The 17,058-nt window shown below is 63.0% G+C and carries 17 protein-coding genes and 1 tRNA gene; 7 read left to right on the plus strand and 11 right to left on the minus strand.

Annotation, left to right across the window (positions count from 1 at the left end):
- Positions 1-75 precede the first annotated feature (75 nt).
- Positions 76-1,125 carry a DUF2865 domain-containing protein gene (locus ACOQOU_RS01665; RefSeq protein ID WP_158585145.1) on the plus strand — a complete coding sequence of 350 codons (1,050 nt, stop codon included), beginning with the start codon at positions 76-78 and terminating at the stop codon, positions 1,123-1,125.
- Here ACOQOU_RS01665 and gltX read toward each other — a convergent pair.
- Both gltX and ACOQOU_RS01675 read right to left on the minus strand, forming a co-directional pair.
- The gene (gene gltX / locus ACOQOU_RS01670; protein ID WP_109768111.1) at positions 1,043-2,422 is read right to left on the minus strand and encodes a glutamate--tRNA ligase; all 1,380 of its coding nucleotides are present in this window, start codon (positions 2,420-2,422) and stop codon (positions 1,043-1,045) included. The genes ACOQOU_RS01665 and gltX overlap by 83 nt on opposite strands.
- A gap of 18 nt (positions 2,423-2,440) precedes the next feature.
- Positions 2,441-3,676: an MFS transporter gene (locus ACOQOU_RS01675; protein WP_306025824.1), complete on the minus strand. Its 1,236-nt coding sequence runs from the start codon at positions 3,674-3,676 to the stop codon at positions 2,441-2,443.
- 96 nt (positions 3,677-3,772) lie between these two features.
- Here ACOQOU_RS01675 and ACOQOU_RS01680 point away from each other — a divergent pair, with 96 nt between their 5' ends.
- From ACOQOU_RS01680 to ACOQOU_RS01695, 4 genes are all read left to right on the plus strand, one after another.
- Complete coding sequence (locus ACOQOU_RS01680) at positions 3,773-4,501, plus strand: VIT1/CCC1 transporter family protein (RefSeq protein WP_109768179.1); 729 nt, start codon at positions 3,773-3,775, stop codon at positions 4,499-4,501.
- Between the two features lie 19 nt (positions 4,502-4,520).
- Complete coding sequence (locus ACOQOU_RS01685) at positions 4,521-5,132, plus strand: SH3 domain-containing protein (protein WP_306025825.1); 612 nt, start codon at positions 4,521-4,523, stop codon at positions 5,130-5,132.
- Between the two features lie 101 nt (positions 5,133-5,233).
- Positions 5,234-5,845, plus strand: coding sequence for a hypothetical protein (locus tag ACOQOU_RS01690; protein WP_306025826.1), 612 nt, complete (start codon positions 5,234-5,236; stop codon positions 5,843-5,845).
- A 111-nt stretch (positions 5,846-5,956) separates the two neighbouring features.
- Entirely contained in the window at positions 5,957-6,502 is a 546-nt protein-coding gene (locus ACOQOU_RS01695) for a hypothetical protein (protein WP_306025827.1), read from the plus strand.
- Between the two features lie 291 nt (positions 6,503-6,793).
- Here the strand turns inward: ACOQOU_RS01695 and ACOQOU_RS01700 are convergent, their stop codons facing one another.
- The 9 genes from ACOQOU_RS01700 to rpiA all read right to left on the minus strand — a co-directional run bounded on the left by ACOQOU_RS01700 (position 6,794) and on the right by rpiA (position 16,075).
- A complete protein-coding gene (locus tag ACOQOU_RS01700; protein ID WP_306025828.1) occupies positions 6,794-7,681 on the minus strand; it encodes an IS1595 family transposase in 888 nt (295 codons plus the stop codon).
- A 355-nt stretch (positions 7,682-8,036) separates the two neighbouring features.
- The gene (locus ACOQOU_RS01705) at positions 8,037-9,710 is read right to left on the minus strand and encodes an NAD+ synthase (RefSeq protein ID WP_306025829.1); all 1,674 of its coding nucleotides are present in this window, start codon (positions 9,708-9,710) and stop codon (positions 8,037-8,039) included.
- Positions 9,711-9,790: 80 nt separating this feature from the next.
- Positions 9,791-10,177: a GFA family protein gene (locus ACOQOU_RS01710; RefSeq protein WP_109768114.1), complete on the minus strand. Its 387-nt coding sequence runs from the start codon at positions 10,175-10,177 to the stop codon at positions 9,791-9,793.
- A gap of 75 nt (positions 10,178-10,252) precedes the next feature.
- Complete coding sequence (locus tag ACOQOU_RS01715) at positions 10,253-11,041, minus strand: DODA-type extradiol aromatic ring-opening family dioxygenase (RefSeq protein WP_245412736.1); 789 nt, start codon at positions 11,039-11,041, stop codon at positions 10,253-10,255.
- A gap of 175 nt (positions 11,042-11,216) precedes the next feature.
- Positions 11,217-12,596, minus strand: coding sequence for a class II 3-deoxy-7-phosphoheptulonate synthase (locus ACOQOU_RS01720; RefSeq protein ID WP_306025830.1), 1,380 nt, complete (start codon positions 12,594-12,596; stop codon positions 11,217-11,219).
- Between the two features lie 110 nt (positions 12,597-12,706).
- Positions 12,707-13,342, minus strand: a complete 636-nt coding sequence (locus tag ACOQOU_RS01725) for a gamma-glutamylcyclotransferase (RefSeq protein ID WP_109768117.1) — start codon at positions 13,340-13,342, stop codon at positions 12,707-12,709.
- 9 nt (positions 13,343-13,351) lie between these two features.
- Positions 13,352-14,746: a glutathione-disulfide reductase gene (gene gor / locus ACOQOU_RS01730; RefSeq protein ID WP_306025831.1), complete on the minus strand. Its 1,395-nt coding sequence runs from the start codon at positions 14,744-14,746 to the stop codon at positions 13,352-13,354.
- 16 nt (positions 14,747-14,762) lie between these two features.
- Positions 14,763-15,317 (minus strand): DUF2059 domain-containing protein, encoded by a 555-nt coding sequence (locus ACOQOU_RS01735; protein WP_109768181.1) that lies wholly within the window; start codon positions 15,315-15,317, stop codon positions 14,763-14,765.
- Positions 15,318-15,376: 59 nt separating this feature from the next.
- Positions 15,377-16,075: a ribose-5-phosphate isomerase RpiA gene (gene rpiA, locus ACOQOU_RS01740; RefSeq protein ID WP_109768182.1), complete on the minus strand. Its 699-nt coding sequence runs from the start codon at positions 16,073-16,075 to the stop codon at positions 15,377-15,379.
- Between the two features lie 113 nt (positions 16,076-16,188).
- Here rpiA and ACOQOU_RS01745 point away from each other — a divergent pair, with 113 nt between their 5' ends.
- Positions 16,189-16,875: a phosphoglycolate phosphatase gene (locus ACOQOU_RS01745; protein WP_306025832.1), complete on the plus strand. Its 687-nt coding sequence runs from the start codon at positions 16,189-16,191 to the stop codon at positions 16,873-16,875.
- 98 nt (positions 16,876-16,973) lie between these two features.
- Positions 16,974-17,048 (plus strand) — tRNA-Val (locus ACOQOU_RS01750).
- Positions 17,049-17,058: the final 10 nt, after the last annotated feature.

Below are 17,058 nucleotides of genomic sequence, written 5' to 3' on the forward strand. Positions count from 1 at the left end.
TCGGCGTTGATGGTGTACCGGCTTTTCAAAGCCTGTGTGGCGTGTCTGTGCGGAATGGCAATTGCCATGACGCTCGTGACGCTGACCGCCATGTCGGCTACCCCGGCCGGTGCGCAATCCTGCAACAGTCTGCAATCGCAACTCGCCAGCGCAAGGCGCGGCAGCGGCAACCGCGCCGAATACCGGCGCTACGCCGAGGCGGCCGAGCGCCAACAGCGCGAGTTGCGCAAGGCGCAGCGCATGTACAACCGCCAACGCTGTCGGCAGTCGGGTTCCCGGCAATGCCGGTCGCTGGGCTCGACCATCAACCAGATGCAGGCGAACCTGGGCAAGCTGCAGCGCGTGCGTGACCGCAATCGCGGCGGTGCATCGCAGCGGGAAATCCGGCGCCTCGAGCGCGCGGTCCAGCGCGCCTGCAGCCGCAGCCAGTCGACACGCATCGCTTCGGTCCGCCGGGAGCCCGGCACGGTGAGGCGGGCGCAACCCAACCGCAACCATGCATCACGGCCGGTTGCCCCTGCCCGGCCTTCCTTCGCCGGAGAACACCGGACGCTGTGCGTGCGCACATGCGACGGCTACTTCTTCCCGATCTCGTTTGCCACGAACGCCGACCAATTCGAGCGGGACAAGGCGATATGCGCAGCCCTTTGCCCGGCAGCGCCCACCATGCTGTTCACGCACCGCAGCGGCGATGATGACGGCCCGCGGAACATGACGGCATTGGACGGCACCGCCTATACCGATCTTGCCACGGCGTTCGACTTCCGCGAGCGCCGGCGAAGCGAGAACTGCACCTGCGGACGGGCCAACACCAGCCTGATCGGCATTGAGGGCATCACGCCGCGCCCCAGCGAAGTGCCGCCCGAGCAGGCCGACGAAGAGCCCGGTCGCTTGCCGCCGCCGCGCTTTCGCCCGGATCTGGCCGCCGATCCCGAAACCCGCGCCAACACGGCCCAGGGGCTTACGGTCGGGCGAATGACGGATATCGCCCGCTCCGTCAGCGTCGGAGAGATCCATGATGTCGCCGACAGCCGCGACGAAATCAGGGTCGTCGGCGGAGAATTTCTTCCCGACCCAGAAGAGGCAATAGATCTGACAAATCCGGTCCCCACGCCCTTCCCGTAAGCGCGATCCGCAGCGGCATGAACAGCGCCCTGCCCTTGCGGCCCGATTGCGCCTTCGCCGCTTCGGTCCAGCGCTTCCACAGTGTGGGGTCCACCGTGCCTTCGGGCAGGCAATCGAACGCTGCGCGCGCATAGGCCAGATCGTCGCCATCGAGCGCCGCGTCCTTGGCTGGACGATCGGTGATCACCGGCCACCAGTCGGCCGCGTCGGCCACCTTCTTCACATTGGAGCGGATCATGACCCAGAACGCTTCGGCGCGCGGATCGTCCACGTCGACGCCGGCATCGCCCAGCCGCGTGCGCACCACATCGAACGGCAGATCGTGCACCAGCGTCTGGTTCAGTCCGTCCAGATCGGCGGGGTCGAATTTTGCCGCCGATTTGGTCGTCGCCGTGATGTCGAAGGCACCGGTCAGCGCCTCCATGTCCGCCATCGCGGATATCGCGGTCGACGACCCGGTCAGGACCGCCAGGCTGGCCACCGCCATCGGCTCGTAGCCTGCCTCGGCCAGGCTCTTGATCGACAGCGCGCCCGAGCGCTTGGACAGGCCCTCGCCGCTGGCCGTGGTCAAAAGGTTGTGGTGCCCGAATGCCGGCGGCTCGGCGCCGAGCGCCCGGAAGATCGCCATCTGCACGCCGGTGTTGGTGACGTGATCGTCGCCGCGAATGACGTGGGTGACGCCCATTTCGATGTCGTCGACCACCGAAGGCAACGTGTAGAGATAGGTGCCGTCGCCCCGGATCAGAACCGGATCGGACATGGAAGCCAGATCGACGCTCTGCTCGCCGCGCACCGCATCGCTCCAGCGCACATCGGTGCGCTCGGGCGCAAAGGGATCGTCCGCGAAGTTGGGCAGCAGGAAGCGCCAGTGCGGCGCGTGGCCCCTTGCTTCAAGGTCCGCCTTTTCGGCGTCGGTCAGCTTCAGCGCCTCGCGGCCATAGACCGGCGGCAGCTTGCGAGTCAGGCGGATCTTGCGCCGCCGTTCCAATTCGTCCGGCGTTTCATAGCATGGATAGAGCAGCCCCGCGTCCTTGAGCGCCTGCGCCGCCTTGTCATAGGCATCCATGCGCTGCGACTGGTAGGCGATGCGGTCCGGATCGATGCCGAGCCAGCGCAGGTCACGCTCGATCTGCTCGGCATATTCGGCCTTCGAGCGGGCGGTATCGGTATCGTCGAAACGCAGGATGAAGGCGCCGTCGTTCTGCCGGGCAAAGAGCCAGTTGAACAGCGCGGTGCGCACATTGCCGATATGGATATGGCCCGTCGGCGACGGCGCGAAACGAACGGTGACAGTCATGACGCCCGCTTACGGAAGTCACCCGGCATTGGCAAGAAGATGCGCTTCGCGGCGCTTCAGAAGGCGCCGCGACGCCATGGTCATGATCACGGCGACCACGGCGCAGTAGAACCCCATCACAACGATCTGCGCCGGATAGGCAACGCCGATATCGATCAGCGCGCCGGTCAGGCCCGGCCCGACGGCGGTGCCGAACACCATCATCGCCACGATCACCGCGCGGATCGCGCCCAGTTCGCGCGTGCCATAGATTTCCGGCCACAGCGCACCGAACAGCGTCGAGGAAAAACCGTAGGACACGCCGAGCAGCGCCATGAACAGGAACGCGCTCCATTGCGCCTCGAGCAATCCGAGCGCCAGACATGCAAGCGACAGGGGCACGAGAAAGATCGGCAGCAGCGCGGTCGCCGAAAACCGGTCGATCAGCGCGCCGGCGATCAGCACGAAGCAGATCGTCGTCACGCTCATCACGGCGAAGGAGGATGCAAAGACCGGCAGAGACCAGCCGCGCAACTCCACCAGGTAGACCTGATGAAAGAAGATGGTCGTGCCGATGAAGGCCGGCGCAAGAACGCCCGTCAGCAGAACCCAGAAGAGCGGATCGCGCATCACCTCCGCGCGGGACCAGTCGCGCGGCGCGACCGCCCTTGTGTCCGGCGGATCGGACAGCGGTTCGCGCTCCCTGGCGGTCAGAATGGAGATGAGCGGCAGCGCCACAAGGATCAGGATCGCCGCTCCGGCAAGCCAGGCATTGCGCCAGCCAAGCGCGGCGGCCACGGCGACGAACGCGAACGGGAACAGCGCCTCGCCCGCATTGTGGCCGAGCGTTACAAGCGAGACCGCGCGTCCGCGATTGGCCGCGAACCAGCGCCCGGTGGCGGTCAGCGCGTTTTGCGTCATCATGCCCTGCCCGAACAGGCGCAGCACATAGATGACGACGACCAGCGTGGCGATATGTACGGAAAACGCCATGCCCACAGCGCCAAGCGCCAGCAACGGCACGATGATCATCGTCACGCGCGCGGCGCCGTAGCGGTCGACGATCCGCCCGAGCCAGGGCAGGGTCAGGGCGCTGGCGAGCGTCGCAAGCATGTAGAGCCCGCCGAACTGGCCGTGGCTGAGGCCATATTCGGCGCGGATGTCGCCCGCTGAAAGCGAGATGAAGAAGGTCTGGCCGAAGGCCGAAAAGAACGTCAGCAGAAATCCGCCGGCGATCCACCGGGCGTTGTTGGCCACAAAGCGGACAAATGGCATGAAGAGGGCCTAGACAATGACTTCGGTCGCCCTAGCGCCTGGCCCGTCAAGAGGCAACTGGCAATGCGCGCGGCGGCCCCATCGCGGAGCAGAACCATGAATCTCGAACATCGGCACGAGCCGGACGCCATCGCCGCCCGGCTGGCCGAAGGGACAAAGCCCAACTATCTGCGCGACTGGGTCTATGGCGGCATTGACGGCGCGGTGACCACTTTTGCCATCGTCGCCGGCGTGGTCGGCGCGGCGCTTTCGGCCAACATCGTCATCATTTTGGGGCTCGCCAATCTGATCGCCGATGGCATTTCGATGGCCGCCGGCAACTATTCGGCCACGAAGACCGAGCATGACGAACTTGAACGCGCCCGGGCGATGGAAAAGCGCCACATCGCGATCGATCCTGACGGCGAACGCGAGGAAATCCGGCAAATCTTTATGGCCAAAGGGTTTGAAGGCGAGACGCTCGAGCGCGCCGTCGACGCCATCACTGCCGATCGGGAGCGCTGGATTTCAACCATGATCACGGAAGAGTTGGGTTTGAGCGAGAACATCCGCAGTCCGACGGCCGCGGCGACCGCCACGTTCGCCGCTTTCATCGCCTGCGGCGCTGTGCCGCTTGTACCCTACTTCGTCTTCGAACCATCGACGGCAAACCCGGTGGCGCTGGCCATGACAGCCACCGTCTTTTTCATCATCGGCTCGATGAAGAGCCGCTGGTCGCTGCAGCGCTGGTGGGTCTCGGGCCTCGAAACACTGACCATCGGCTGTGGCGCGGCAGCCATCGCCTTCGGCATCGGATATGCGCTAAGAGGGTTCGGGGCAGGCTGAACTATCTGGGAGTATCCACATGGTCCGCGGATCTATCGCAACGCTGGCGTTCGCCGTTCTTGCCGGCATCGGCGCAACCAGTGCGCAAGCATCGCCGGGCTTCGATTTCGTGTGTTTCGACCGCGACATCGTCGCCTCGGTCGGGCTCGATCTGGAATGGGCGAACGCCTATCTGAAGATCGGCGGCGAGGAGACCGTGCTGCCCGCGACCGGTCAGCGCAGCGGCAACAGCTTCGCGTTCGCCGGCAACGGCCTGTCGTTTCAAGGCTTCGTGCCAGAGGGCCAATTGACCCTGGCCGACGGGCGAACGGCGCGCTGTCACCAGACCCGCGACTCGATCAAGACGATGGCGCTTTACGGTTCCGACAACAACTTTCGGTGGTCCGCCCATGACGCGCGCGGCACGGCAAGCGGCAATGTCCGCGCCGCGCCCTCGGTCTTTGCGGAAAAGGTCGCAAGCCTGGGCGACGGAGAGCCGGTCATCATCAAACGGAACACCGACGAATTCCTGGACGGTTTCTTCTGGTTCCAGATCGAATTCGGCGAAGGCGAAACCGGCTACATCTGGGGCGCGCTCCTGTGCACGGACGCAGACGAGCCCGAACTGAACACCACCGTCCGGCGCTGCTAAAACAACGATACTGATACTCTATTTGCGCGAATCGGTTGTCGTAGTACCATCGCATCAGAGCGTTGCGTGGCCAGAGTAAACAAACCCAGCGAGGCTTGAGAATGGCATCTGGAACGGCGACCGTCACGACGATAGAATTCTGGACTGCGCTTGCAGCAATCGCGGCCGTGATCAGCGCTATAGTTGCCCTTTACTTTAGCTACAGGCAATCCAAAATATTCGAACGCGATTTTGCACTACGGCAGATGGTGGATGAAAACAATTCATTGAATTTGTCGCGTTATTATCGAGAACTATTGAAAGATTGGAAGGAGGAGTTGCTTGCCAGTGAGGATCAGCTTTCAATTGTCAAAAGCACAATAGATGAAGATGCGGATTCGGTGAGGGATAGCTTTGAGCTAGTTAAGATACCGGATTCACGCATGCAGGACTATCATTTGATCAACTATAAACCATCAGCGGCATTCGGCATTATAAGGTCACAAAAAAAAATTGACAGGCTTAGAGATGTTTACAAGACTTATGAGCCAATTTTACCTCAGATGCGAAGCGAAGGAATGACTGAAGAGCTGAAAGATATCGTTTTTTCTCTTCAAGCCGACGTGGAAGAGATAACAAAAATTATTGAAGGCAGCCTAATCGAGCTAAATAAAGACATTAAAGTAACCGAATCAAATAGGGAATTATCCCCTTCAGGCAAGTTAATCACATAAAGATATCTTTATGCCCGCATTGCCTTGCGGCAAGCCAGACTATACAAACAAGAAAAAAGTTTGCATTAGCGCCTTGACGGGCAGACACGAGTCGGTGTTTATCGTGCCCCCATGACAGCGACAAATCCAGCCATTGCCGTACTCACGCAAGAGCGTGACGACACTGCCGCATCTATTGAGACGCTGACCGAGCGTCTCAAAGAAGCGCGCGCGAAGCAGAAATCCCTTGATGAGGCCATTGCGGTTCTGACGGGCCAGCCGGTCCCTGAGAGAGGGCGTGGAAGCGGGCCAACCCTGAATGACCTCATTCGCGACACGCTTTCGGCTGACGGAATGGGCCACACGCCCGCTGAGATCGCCGATTTACTGACGCGCAATGGCCGTGAAACGACAAACACAACGGTGTCATCAATTCTTTCACGCTTGCGCAAGGATGGGCAGGCGGAAAACCGCGACGGAAGATGGTTCCTTCCAAATGGTGGGGGTGAGGACTCCGCCGAAGCGGAGCCCAAACAAGATCAGGGGCCGGTTGGACGGGAGAGGGGCTACCCACCTTCTGCTCCCGAGGGTTCGAGTCCCTCCGGCTCCACCCCTTCTCATCAAGAGCGCGCGACGAACGACTTCGTCCGTGACCTCGATGAGGAGATACCCTTCTAACCCAGCCGTCGCAGGCGCATGAGAAAGGAGTACCCCATGTGGCAAACCGCTTTGTTAGTCGCTGCCAGGGCTTAGGCGCTACCTCGTATCCGAAGCTCGCTTAGCCGTGGTGCCAAATCGGTGCCACGGTTTGGTTCGTAGCAAAATTCTCGATTCTCGTCTACACTGATTTGATGTTATCGTTAGCACAAGCAATCAAAGAAGGCCGGCTGGAAGACTTCATCCGCGAGAGGGAGGAGGCCGGCATAGGCCCTGTTGATCGCAAGGCGTTTGATGAAGCCGCATCCCGCGTCATACGCGGGACACGATCAGATCAAACATCGCGTTCTGACGATCCCGGTGGTTCGACCGGAAAGCGAACTCGTTGAGATAGCGGTCCATGTATTTGCTCGACACGTGAATGTGCGTTGAGCGAACCGACGCCTTGAAAAGCTTCCAGAAGCTTTCAACGTGATTGGTCGAGTAGGTTTCATCTGTCCGGTAATCGTAGATCGCCCATTCCTTGTCGGAGTGCTTGACGCGGCCATGCGTGTAGCCGTCGCCTTCCAGTAAGCCGTAGGACATGAGTTCGTCAGTCGAGACCGTAGCGCCAGTTTCGACATTTCGCAGCACCACACCGCGTAGCGTGTCTTTCTTCACGTTGGGGATGACCTCGGTGCGAACCTTGCCGCCCCGCTCTTTCATGCCCACGACGACCGTCTTGCCTTCGGCACCGCGACCGCGCTTGCCCTTGCGGCGACCGCCGACATAGGCTTCGTCCAGTTCGACGTGACCGGCCAGCATTTCAAAGCCGTCAACGCCGCCGATCAGTTCGCGGATTTTCATGCCCATGCGCCACGCGGTCTTATACGTGACGCCAAGCTGGCGTTGCAGTTCCTTGCCAGAAACGCCGTGGCGCGTCGTGACGAACAGGTAAATCGCGTAAAACCAGAGCTGTAGCGGCGTGCGCGTGTCTTCAAAGACCGTGCCAGCGGTCGGGTAAACGTGATCGCCGCACGATGCGCAGGCAAACGCCCGGCGCTCGGTCATGCGGTGAAACGTGCTGTCCACACCGCACTTGCGGCAGACGTGCTTCATGCCAAACCGCACTTCCATGATGTGCGTCAGGCACGCTTCATCATCGGGAAAGCGCTGGAAGAAATCGCGGACGGAAAATGCGGGTGATTTGCTCTTGCTCATGCACCCTATCTAGCAAGTCTCCGTACTTGCGTCAAGGGGATAATTCCCATCAAATATCGTTCAACTTGAAAAAAGACTGAACTAAGTCCCTCGAATCCGCATAACTAGAATCTTACCATTTTGCGTCTCATAGTGAAATTCCCATTTTTCACAAACAACGATACCAGTCGGACCAGCGACACCAGCATTGAACTGGGTTTCGATTCTGGATCGGCGCGCCGACGTCCATTTCATCCAGACGGCGTTCAGCTTAGATTTGTTTTTTGAACCTGCGTTGAATCTCATCGAAGAACCCACCCCTGCGAACAATCCAAATCTGCAGCTATCAATGTGATTGGTGGAATGCAATACTTTGTTACCTTCGATCCCTGAATCGGTTCGTGATCGGATAGCGGCGGTCGCGGCCGAAATTCTTGCGCGTGATCTTCACGCCCGGCGCGGACTGACGGCGCTTGTATTCGGCCACATAGAGCAGATGCTCGATCCGGTGCACGAGATCGCGGTCATGGCCGCGTTCGACGATCGCATCGACAGCCATCTCGTGCTCGACCAGACATTCGAGGATGTCGTCGAGCACCGGATAGGGCGGCAGCGAGTCCTGGTCGGTCTGGTCGGGTCTGAGTTCGGCCGATGGTGCCTTCTCGATGATGTTGACGGGGATCACCTCCCCCGTCGGGCCCAGGCCGCCGGGCGGCATGTGCGCGTTGCGCCAGCGCGCCATGGCGTAGACCTGCATCTTGTAGACATCCTTGATCGGGTTGAACCCGCCATTCATGTCGCCATAGAGCGTGGCGTAACCGACGCTCATCTCGCTCTTGTTGCCGGTGGTGACCACCATCGAGCCGAACTTGTTGGAGATCGCCATCAGGATCGTGCCGCGCGCCCGGCTCTGCAGGTTTTCTTCGGTTACGCCCTCATCGGTACCGGCGAACATGTCCGACAGCGCGTCGTTGAACCCTTCGACCGGCGCGTGGATCGGCACCACATCGTAGCGGCAGCCAAGAGCCTTCGCGCAGGCTTCCGCATCGGCGATCGATTCGGGCGCGGTATAGTCATACGGCATCATCACGCAGCGCACGCGCTCCTCACCCAGCGCATCGACGGCCAGCGCCGCGCAGATCGCCGAATCGATGCCGCCGGACAGGCCGAGCACCACATTGGCAAAGCCGTTCTTGTTCACATAATCGCGCAGGCCCAGCATGCAGGCGCGATAGTCGGCCTCCATCGTGTCGGGAATGACCGACATCGGCCCGTCGGCGAACACCCAGCCATCGCCGTCGCGCCGGCAGGTCACCACCGCGACCTGCTCCTCGAACTGGCTCATCTGGAAGGCCAGCGACCGGTCGGCGTTGAAGCCGAACGAGGCGCCGTCGAAGATCAGATCGTCCTGCCCGCCGACCTGGTTGGCATAGATCATCGGCGCATCGCTCTCGATCACCTGCCGCAGCACGACCTGGTGCCGCACGTCCATCTTACCGCGATAATAGGGCGAGCCGTTGGGCACGAGCAGGATCTCGGCGCCACTCTCGGCCAGCGTTTCGCAGACGCCCATGTCGCCCCAGATATCCTCGCAGATCGGGATGCCGATCCGCACGCCGCGAAAATCGACAGGCCCGCGCATCGGACCCGGCTCGAACACGCGCTTTTCGTCGAACTCGCCATAGTTCGGCAGATCGACCTTGAACCATTCCGACGTGACCGCGCCACCATCGAGAACCAGCGCAGCATTGTGGCGCTTGCCGTCGCGCATCAGCGGCAGGCCCATGATCACGCCCGGCCCGCCATCGGCGGTGTCGGCGGCCAGCTCCGTTACCGCTTTCTCGCACGCTGCAAGGAAGGCAGGCTTGAGAACAAGGTCCTCGGGCGGATAGCCGGCGATGAACAATTCGGTGAACACGACCAGATCGGCGCCATGGCGCGCCGCGTCGGCGCGGGCCTGCCGGGCCAAGGCAAGGTTGCCTTGAACGTCGCCGACGGTGGGGTTCAACTGCGCGATCGCAATGCGCAAAACATCGGGGCTGCTTGTCATGGCCGACACGTATCGCGCGGCCGTTGCCCGCGCAACATGTCAGGACGCGCGATCGCTTTGGCCAACACAGCAGCGAGCCTTCAATCGCGGCCTTCGAACACCGGAAGCCCGTCGGCGAGTTCGTAATAGTCGCCCTTGTCGGCCGCAAAGATGTGGTGGCTCGCAGTCAAACCGGTCGGCAGGTCCATGCTGCCGGCCATGATCGATGTCATGCCCGACCCGTCCCTTTTCCAGAACAGCAGCGAGCCGCAATGTCGGCAAAAGCCGCGCTTCGCACCGGGCGAGGCCGCATACCAGGTCAGATCACCGGCGCCGTTGATCTCGAGCGCGTCGTCGGCGACGCGCGTGGCGGCAACGAAATGCCCGGTCTGCTTGCGGCATTGCGTGCAATGGCAATAGATCACGTCACGCAACGGACCCGTCACCGTGTAGCGTACCGAGCCGCAATGGCATCCGCCTGTCTTCATCATCACCTCCACTGGAACGAGAACACTAGCGGGGACGGCAAACGAAACAGTCGCGGGGGCGCCCTGCGCTGACGCTCAGTGGAAAATCCAGCTGTCCCAGGCAAAGAAGCCGAACTGCCGGGAGGCATGCGCATGCTCGGCCCGTGGGTTCGAACCGGCGGCGCCGGCCGCGAGGAAAAGCGGCATGAGGTGCTCGTCCGTCGGATGGTTGTCGGCGACGAACGGCGCCTTGTCGCGCCAGGCGAGCAGCGCCTCGGTGTCGCCGGACGCGATCGCGTCGGCCATCCACCCCACGAATCCATCCACCTTGGACGCCATCTCGGGATCGGACGGCATGCCTTCGCGCATCGCCGAGAAGACGGCGCGGAGATTGTGGGTGATGTGGCCGCTGCCGATCATCAACACACCCTCATCGCGCAGCGGCGCCAGCGCCGCGCCCAACCGGTGGTGATAGGCCGCATCGCGCGAGGGATCGATCGAAACCTGCACGACCGGAATGTCGGCGTCCGGCCATGCCAGCCTGAGCACGGTCCAAGTGCCGTGATCGTAGCCTCGTTCATCGGCATAGACCGGCGACAGGCCGGCGCTTTCGAGAAGCCCGTGCACGCGCCCGGCAAGCGCCGGGTCGCCAGGGGCAGGATAGACCATCTCGTAGAGTTCCCGCGAGAAGCCGCCGAAATCATAGATCATGCCCGGCTTTGGATCGCGCACCACGGTCGGCCCGTCCGTCTCGAAATGCGCCGATGCGATGACGATGGCCTTCGGCCTCGGCAGCCTTTCGGACAGGCCACGCAGATAATCGCGCGCCTCGGACGGATCGGTGACCACGTTCGGCCCTCCGTGCGAGACGAAGATGGTCGGCATCGGCTCCATTGCTTCACACTCCGCATGGTTTGACGCGAGCAACCTAGGCCCGCGCCCGCCCGCTGCATACCGGTCCCCGCGGAGACACTGCGTCCAGAACCGGTGAACGGCGCCCACAAAAAAGAAAAGCCGCGAGCCAAGGCCCGCGGCTTCAACATCGGCGCGCGTGACGCTGTCAGGCGTTGGCGGCGATTTTGCTTTCGGCGCCCTTGCGGCCGTTCTTGAGCCGTTCGGCGACCAGAAACGCCAGTTCGAGCGCCTGATCGGCGTTCAGCCGGGGATCGCAATGGGTGTGATAGCGGTCCGAAAGCTGTTCCTCGGTCACTTCGCGTGCGCCGCCCATGCACTCGGTGACGTCCTTGCCGGTCATCTCGACGTGAATGCCGCCCGGATAGCTGCCTTCGGCCTGATGCACGTCGAAGAAGGCGTTGACCTCGCTCAGCACCCGGTCGAACGGCCGCGTCTTGTAGCCGTTGGCCGTGATCGTGTTGCCGTGCATCGGATCGCACGACCAGACCACCTTCTTGCCCTCGCGCTGCACCGCCCGGACGAGCGCGGGCAGATGCTGCTCGACCTTGTCATGGCCGAAGCGGGCGATCAGCGTCAGCCGGCCCGCTTCGTTGGACGGGTTGAGCGCATCGATCAGGTTGAGAAGATCGTCCGGCTGCAGCGAGGGGCCGCATTTCAAGCCGATCGGGTTCTGGATTCCGCGCGCAAACTCCACATGGGCATGGTCGGCCTGCCGCGTCCGGTCGCCGATCCAGATCATGTGGCCCGACGTGGTGTAATGCTCGCCGGACGTGGAATCGACGCGGGTCATCGCCTCTTCATAGCCCAGAAGCAATGCCTCGTGGCTGGTGTAGAATTCGGTTTCGCGCAGCCGCGCATAATTCTCCGGCGTCATCCCGATCGACGCCATGAAGTCGAGCGTCTCCGAAATCCGGTCGGCCAACTGCTCGTAGCGCTCGCCCTGCGGACTGTCGGCGACGAAGCCGAGCATCCACTGATGCACATTGTCGAGCCGGGCATAGCCGCCCTGCGCAAACGCGCGCAGAAGGTTCAGCGTGGCCGCCGACTGTCGGTACGCCATGATCTGGCGCTCGGGATCGGGAATGCGCGAGCCTTCGTCGAACTCGATCCCGTTGATGATGTCGCCGCGATAGGACGGCAGTTCGACCCCGTCGCGCTTTTCGATGTCCGACGAGCGCGGCTTGGCGAACTGGCCGGCGATGCGGCCGACCTTGACCACCGGCTTGGACGCACCGAACGTCAGGACGATCGCCATCTGCAGGAAGACACGGAAGAAGTCGCGGATGTTATCGGCGCCATGCTCGGCGAAGCTCTCGGCGCAATCGCCACCCTGCAGCAGGAAGCCCCTGCCCTCTGCGACGTCGGCCAGCGATGCCTTAAGAGCCCGTGCCTCACCGGCGAAAACCAGCGGCGGATAGCTGCGCAGCCGCTCCTCGACCGCCGCAAGCTTGTCCTGATCGGGATAGGACGGGACCTGCAGGATCGGCTTGTTGCGCCAGCTTTGCGGTGTCCAATTGTCTGCCATGATCGTTACGCCTGAAAATGCGGAAAAACGGCGCGCCCATCGCGCCACGCGGTCCTATAGAGCAGGTTCCCCGCCGCTGTCACCCCGCAAAGGGATGCACGACCGCCCGGCTATTGCGCCAGAAAGCCGTCGACATGGTTGAGGCCAGCGGTCACCGTGTCGATAAGGTCGACCTCGTCCGGCGCCAGCTTGACCGCCCGCGGATAGAGCGGCGACGCCCGGTCGCGCACGATCGGCGTGTCGAACGCCGCCGTGCTCTCGACGAACCGCCGGGCGCCATGCTCGCCATACTGATGCAGATAGCCCTGCAGGACCGCGTCCAGATAGCTTTGCAGAATGTGATGGCGCGGTCCGCCATCGTCCGGCGGCCGGGCCACATACACATAATAGGCAACGTCCGGCAGGCCGGCGTCCTCCCTGTCCAACCGAAGCTGGGAACGGTCGAGCCGGACGCGGTCATAGCCATGCTCGCGCGCATCGACCGCCGGCAGATTGTGCACATGGTCGAAGATCAGCAGCCCGCTCAACTCGTCGATCGCCATGTCCGCATGATAGGCGCTGAGAAACGAAACAGGATGGCGGGCGGAATCGGAGCGCTGCTGCCAACGCCGGCCGAAACCGGTCAGATGCGCCTTCTCGCAATGGACGACATGGGTGCGGTGCGTATGCGCGTTGACCAGCGATCCGTAGCCGAAATAGGCGACGACATCTTCCCGTGCGTCCAGATGTGTCAGGTCGTAGGGCATTGATGGGTGTCAGGCCGCGATGCGCTCTCCCTGCCGCACCAGATAGGTCGGTTTGTAGAGCGTGACCAGTTCTTCGGCGGCGGTGGGATGAACCGCCATCGTCGCATCGAAATGATCTTTCGTACACCGCGCCTTGAGCGGGATGGCCAGCAATTGCGCCATTTCGCCCGCGCCCGGACCGATCACATGGGCGCCCACGACGATACGGCTTGCCGCATCGACGATGAGCTTCATCATCATCTTTTCCTTGCGGTCCGGCAGCACATTGTGCATCGGGCGAAACGTCGTCTTGTAGACTTCGAGGTCGCCATGGCGCTCGGCCGCCTCGGCTTCGGTGAGCCCCGCCGTGCCGATTTCCGGCTGTGAGAAGACCGCCGTCGCCACCGTGTCATAGTCGGGTTTTGTGGGATTGTCCTTGAAGGCGGTCTCGAGCATGCACATCGCCTCGTGGATCGCCACCGGCGTCAGCTGCATCCGGTTGGTCACGTCGCCGACGGCCCAGATATTGTCCACATTCGTCCGCGAATAGTCGTCGACCACCACCGAACCGCGCCGGTCCGTTTCGACGCCAGCCGCGTCCAGCCCCAGACCGTGCGTGTTGGGATGGCGCCCGAGCGCCAGCATTACCTGGTCGACGACCATCTGCTCGCCCTTCGACAGGAACGCGTTGAGGCGGCCGTCGTCGCGCCGCTCGATCCGGTCGAACACCTGGTGGCAGATCACGCGGATGCCCTTGGCGATCATCGTGTCCTGCAGATGATCGCGCAAATCCTCGTCGAAGCCGCCAAGGATCTTCTGGCCGCGATACAAGAGCGTCGTGTCCACGCCCAGCCCGTGGAAGATGTTGGCGAACTCGACGGCAATGTAGCCGCCGCCCGCGATGATGATCGATTTGGGCAGGCTATGGAGGTGAAACGCGCCGTTGGAGGTGATGCACAGCTCGTGGCCCGGCAGATCGGTGTGCAGGTTCGGGCTGCCGCCGGTGGCGATCAGGATCTGGTCGGCCGTGACCTGCTGACCGGTCGCCTCGAGTTCGATCGTATGCCGGTCGATGAGCCGGGCCCTGCTGTCGTGGATCGTCACGCCATTGGTCTCAAGGCCCTTGCGATAGAGCCCTTCCAGCCGCTCGATCTCGCGGTCCTTGTTGGCGATCAGCGTCGGCCAGTCGAAATGGATGTCGCCGACATGCCAGCCATAGCCGGCGGCATCCTCGAAATGCTCGGAAAACTGCGAGGCATAGACAAACAGCTTCTTGGGCACGCAGCCGCGGATCACGCAGGTGCCGCCCATCCGGTATTCCTCGGCGAGGCCGACCCGCTTGCCCATCGCGCCGGCCAGACGGCCCGCACGCACGCCGCCCGAGCCGCCGCCGATGACGAACAGGTCATAATCGTGCCCCGCCATGCCCTGTCCGCCCGTCCTACTGCGCCGCGCCTTCGGTTTCGGCCGCGCCTTCCTCGGCTGCGGCCGGCGCCTGGCGCAGGCCCGCCTCGGCGAGGCGCCCGCTGACCCGCTCGAGCAGGTCGCGCTCGATGCCGCGCTGCCAGATGGCGGCCGCCTCGGTCACTTCGCGCGCCGCGATCGGTCCGTTGCGGATCAGCGCCTGGCCGGCCTCGGTCCGGTAGAATTCGGCGATCGCCCGCAAATCTTCCTCGCGCAGCGCCCGGGCGTAGATTTCCGCAGCTTCCGCTTCCAGATCGCCGCGCCGCGCCGCCAGCGCCAGCGCCTCTTCGTCGACGAACATCAAAATCTCGTTCTCAAGGTCCGGATTGTTCTGCAGCAGCCGTGCTTTCAATGCCTCGGCCACGTCCGGCAGGATGCCGTCATACCGGTCGGTCGCATCGATTGCCGAGATGGCCGCGCGAGCGGCCTGTAGATGGCTGTCGGATATCTCCTGCGCGCCGGCTGCCGAAACCGCGGCCAGGCCGCAGGCGGCGGTTGCCAGAACCGCATTGCGAACTGTCTTCAAAAACATCGATTCATCCCGTCTTTTGCGTGTCCGGCAGCTTTTGCCGCCGGCAGATTCCGGCCCGCTCATGGCACAGTCAGTTCCCGGACACCAGTCTCCCCCGCGACGATCGCCAGCGAGGCCATTGAAAGGAACAAACCGTTTTCGACGACGCCCGGAATGGCGTTGAGCGCGCATGCCAGCGCCTGTGGGTCGGAAATGTGGCCGAAAGATGCGTCGACGATCAAATGACCGCCATCGGTGACGATGCTCTCGCCCTTGCGCGCCGTTCGGATCGCGATGTCGCCGGTTGCGCCATGGTCGCGCGCCACCGCTTCGACCGCGCGGCGCGTGGTCTCCACGCCAAATGCGTTGACCTCGATCGGCAGCGGGAAGCGTCCCAGCCTGTCGACGACCTTGCTGTCATCGGCGATGACGATCATGCGTTTGGAGGCATGGGCGACGATCTTCTCGCGCAAAAGCGCCCCGCCGGCGCCCTTGATCAGATTGAGGTTCGGATCGATCTCATCGGCCCCGTCGACGGTCAGGTCCAGCTCATCGACATCGTCGAGCGATTCGAGGCGGATGCCCATTTCAACGCACAGCCGCGCCGTGCGCTCCGAGGTCGGAACACCGGTGATGTCGAGCCCGTCGCCCACCGCTTCGGCGAGGTGCGCGATGAACGCTTCGGCGGTCGATCCCGTCCCGATCCCCAGCCGCATCCCCTCACGCACATGTGCCATGGCCGCCTTGCCCGCCGCCGCCTTCATCTCCTCGGGTGACATCCGCCCATTTTCCCCTTCATGTGCCCCGCGCGGTGCGTTAACACGCTCCGAACGCGCCGCCAACCGCTGCAGCGCCCGCTTTCGCCGCTTGTCCATGAACGGGACCTCAATTCATGACCCGCCCCATTATCGTGTTCGATCTCGATGGCACGCTCATCGACACCGCACCCGATCTCCTGGACAGCCTGAACCATGTGATCACGGCCGAGGGGCTTGATCCGGTGTCGACGGCGGACCTGCGCTCCCATGTCGGCCATGGCGCCCGCGCCATGCTGCGTCGCGCCTACACGGCGCAGGAACGGGCACTGCCTGACGCCCGTCTTGAATACCTGGTGGCCGTGTTCATTGAGCACTACACCGCCAACATGCCCGGCCGCTCGCGACCGTTCGACGGCGCCGTTGCCTGCATGGACCGGTTCGAGGCAGCCGGCTTCGTGCTGGCGGTCTGCACCAACAAGTTCGAGGCCATGTCGCGGCAATTGCTTGAGGCGCTCGGGATTGGCGAACGGTTTGCCGCCGTCTGCGGCGCCAACACATTCCCTGTGCGCAAGCCCGAACCCGGGCATCTGACCGGCACGATCGACAGGGCCGGCGGCGATCGCAACCGGGCGGTGATGATCGGCGACAGCGATACCGACATCAACACCGCCAAGGCTGCCGGCATCCCCGTGGTGGCCGTCGATTTCGGCTATTCGCCGCAGCCGGTGGACACGTTCGCGCCGGACCGGATCATCAGCCATTTCGACGCGCTGACCCCGCTCATGGCCAACGAATTGATCGGCGCCCGGACCCGGCCCTGAGCATCGAAGCGCCCGGCGGGCCGTGCAAGCTTGACTTGGCCATGTGCGGATGCCTATAGCTCGCGCCGTTCCGGGCGGCAGCCAGCCGCCGCCGGCACGGGCGATTAGCTCAGCGGGAGAGCACTGCCTTCACACGGCAGGGGTCACTGGTTCAATCCCAGTATCGCCCACCATCTTTTTCCT

The sequence above is a fragment of the Oceaniradius stylonematis genome, assembly GCF_965223445.1.
Lineage (GTDB): Bacteria > Pseudomonadota > Alphaproteobacteria > Rhizobiales > Rhizobiaceae > Roseitalea > Roseitalea stylonematis.

Bases quoted from the DNA above. Each gene is read 5' to 3' on its own strand.
- gltX (WP_109768111.1), bottom strand. From the start codon at position 2,422: ATGACTGTCACCGTTCGTTTCGCGCCGTCGCCGACGGGCCATATCCAT.
- ACOQOU_RS01700 (WP_306025828.1), bottom strand. From the start codon at position 7,681: ATGAGCAAGAGCAAATCACCCGCATTTTCCGTCCGCGATTTCTTCCAG.
- ACOQOU_RS01725 (WP_109768117.1), bottom strand. From the start codon at position 13,342: ATGCCCTACGACCTGACACATCTGGACGCACGGGAAGATGTCGTCGCC.
- ACOQOU_RS01690 (WP_306025826.1), top strand. From the start codon at position 5,234: ATGGCATCTGGAACGGCGACCGTCACGACGATAGAATTCTGGACTGCG.
- ACOQOU_RS01720 (WP_306025830.1), bottom strand. From the start codon at position 12,596: ATGGCAGACAATTGGACACCGCAAAGCTGGCGCAACAAGCCGATCCTG.
- ACOQOU_RS01695 (WP_306025827.1), top strand. From the start codon at position 5,957: ATGACAGCGACAAATCCAGCCATTGCCGTACTCACGCAAGAGCGTGAC.
- ACOQOU_RS01685 (WP_306025825.1), top strand. From the start codon at position 4,521: ATGGTCCGCGGATCTATCGCAACGCTGGCGTTCGCCGTTCTTGCCGGC.
- ACOQOU_RS01705 (WP_306025829.1), bottom strand. From the start codon at position 9,710: ATGACAAGCAGCCCCGATGTTTTGCGCATTGCGATCGCGCAGTTGAAC.
- ACOQOU_RS01675 (WP_306025824.1), bottom strand. From the start codon at position 3,676: ATGCCATTTGTCCGCTTTGTGGCCAACAACGCCCGGTGGATCGCCGGC.
- ACOQOU_RS01715 (WP_245412736.1), bottom strand. From the start codon at position 11,041: ATGCCGACCATCTTCGTCTCGCACGGAGGGCCGAACGTGGTCACCGAT.
- rpiA (WP_109768182.1), bottom strand. From the start codon at position 16,075: ATGTCACCCGAGGAGATGAAGGCGGCGGCGGGCAAGGCGGCCATGGCA.
- ACOQOU_RS01710 (WP_109768114.1), bottom strand. From the start codon at position 10,177: ATGAAGACAGGCGGATGCCATTGCGGCTCGGTACGCTACACGGTGACG.
- gor (WP_306025831.1), bottom strand. From the start codon at position 14,746: ATGGCGGGGCACGATTATGACCTGTTCGTCATCGGCGGCGGCTCGGGC.
- ACOQOU_RS01680 (WP_109768179.1), top strand. From the start codon at position 3,773: ATGAATCTCGAACATCGGCACGAGCCGGACGCCATCGCCGCCCGGCTG.
- ACOQOU_RS01745 (WP_306025832.1), top strand. From the start codon at position 16,189: ATGACCCGCCCCATTATCGTGTTCGATCTCGATGGCACGCTCATCGAC.
- ACOQOU_RS01735 (WP_109768181.1), bottom strand. From the start codon at position 15,317: ATGTTTTTGAAGACAGTTCGCAATGCGGTTCTGGCAACCGCCGCCTGC.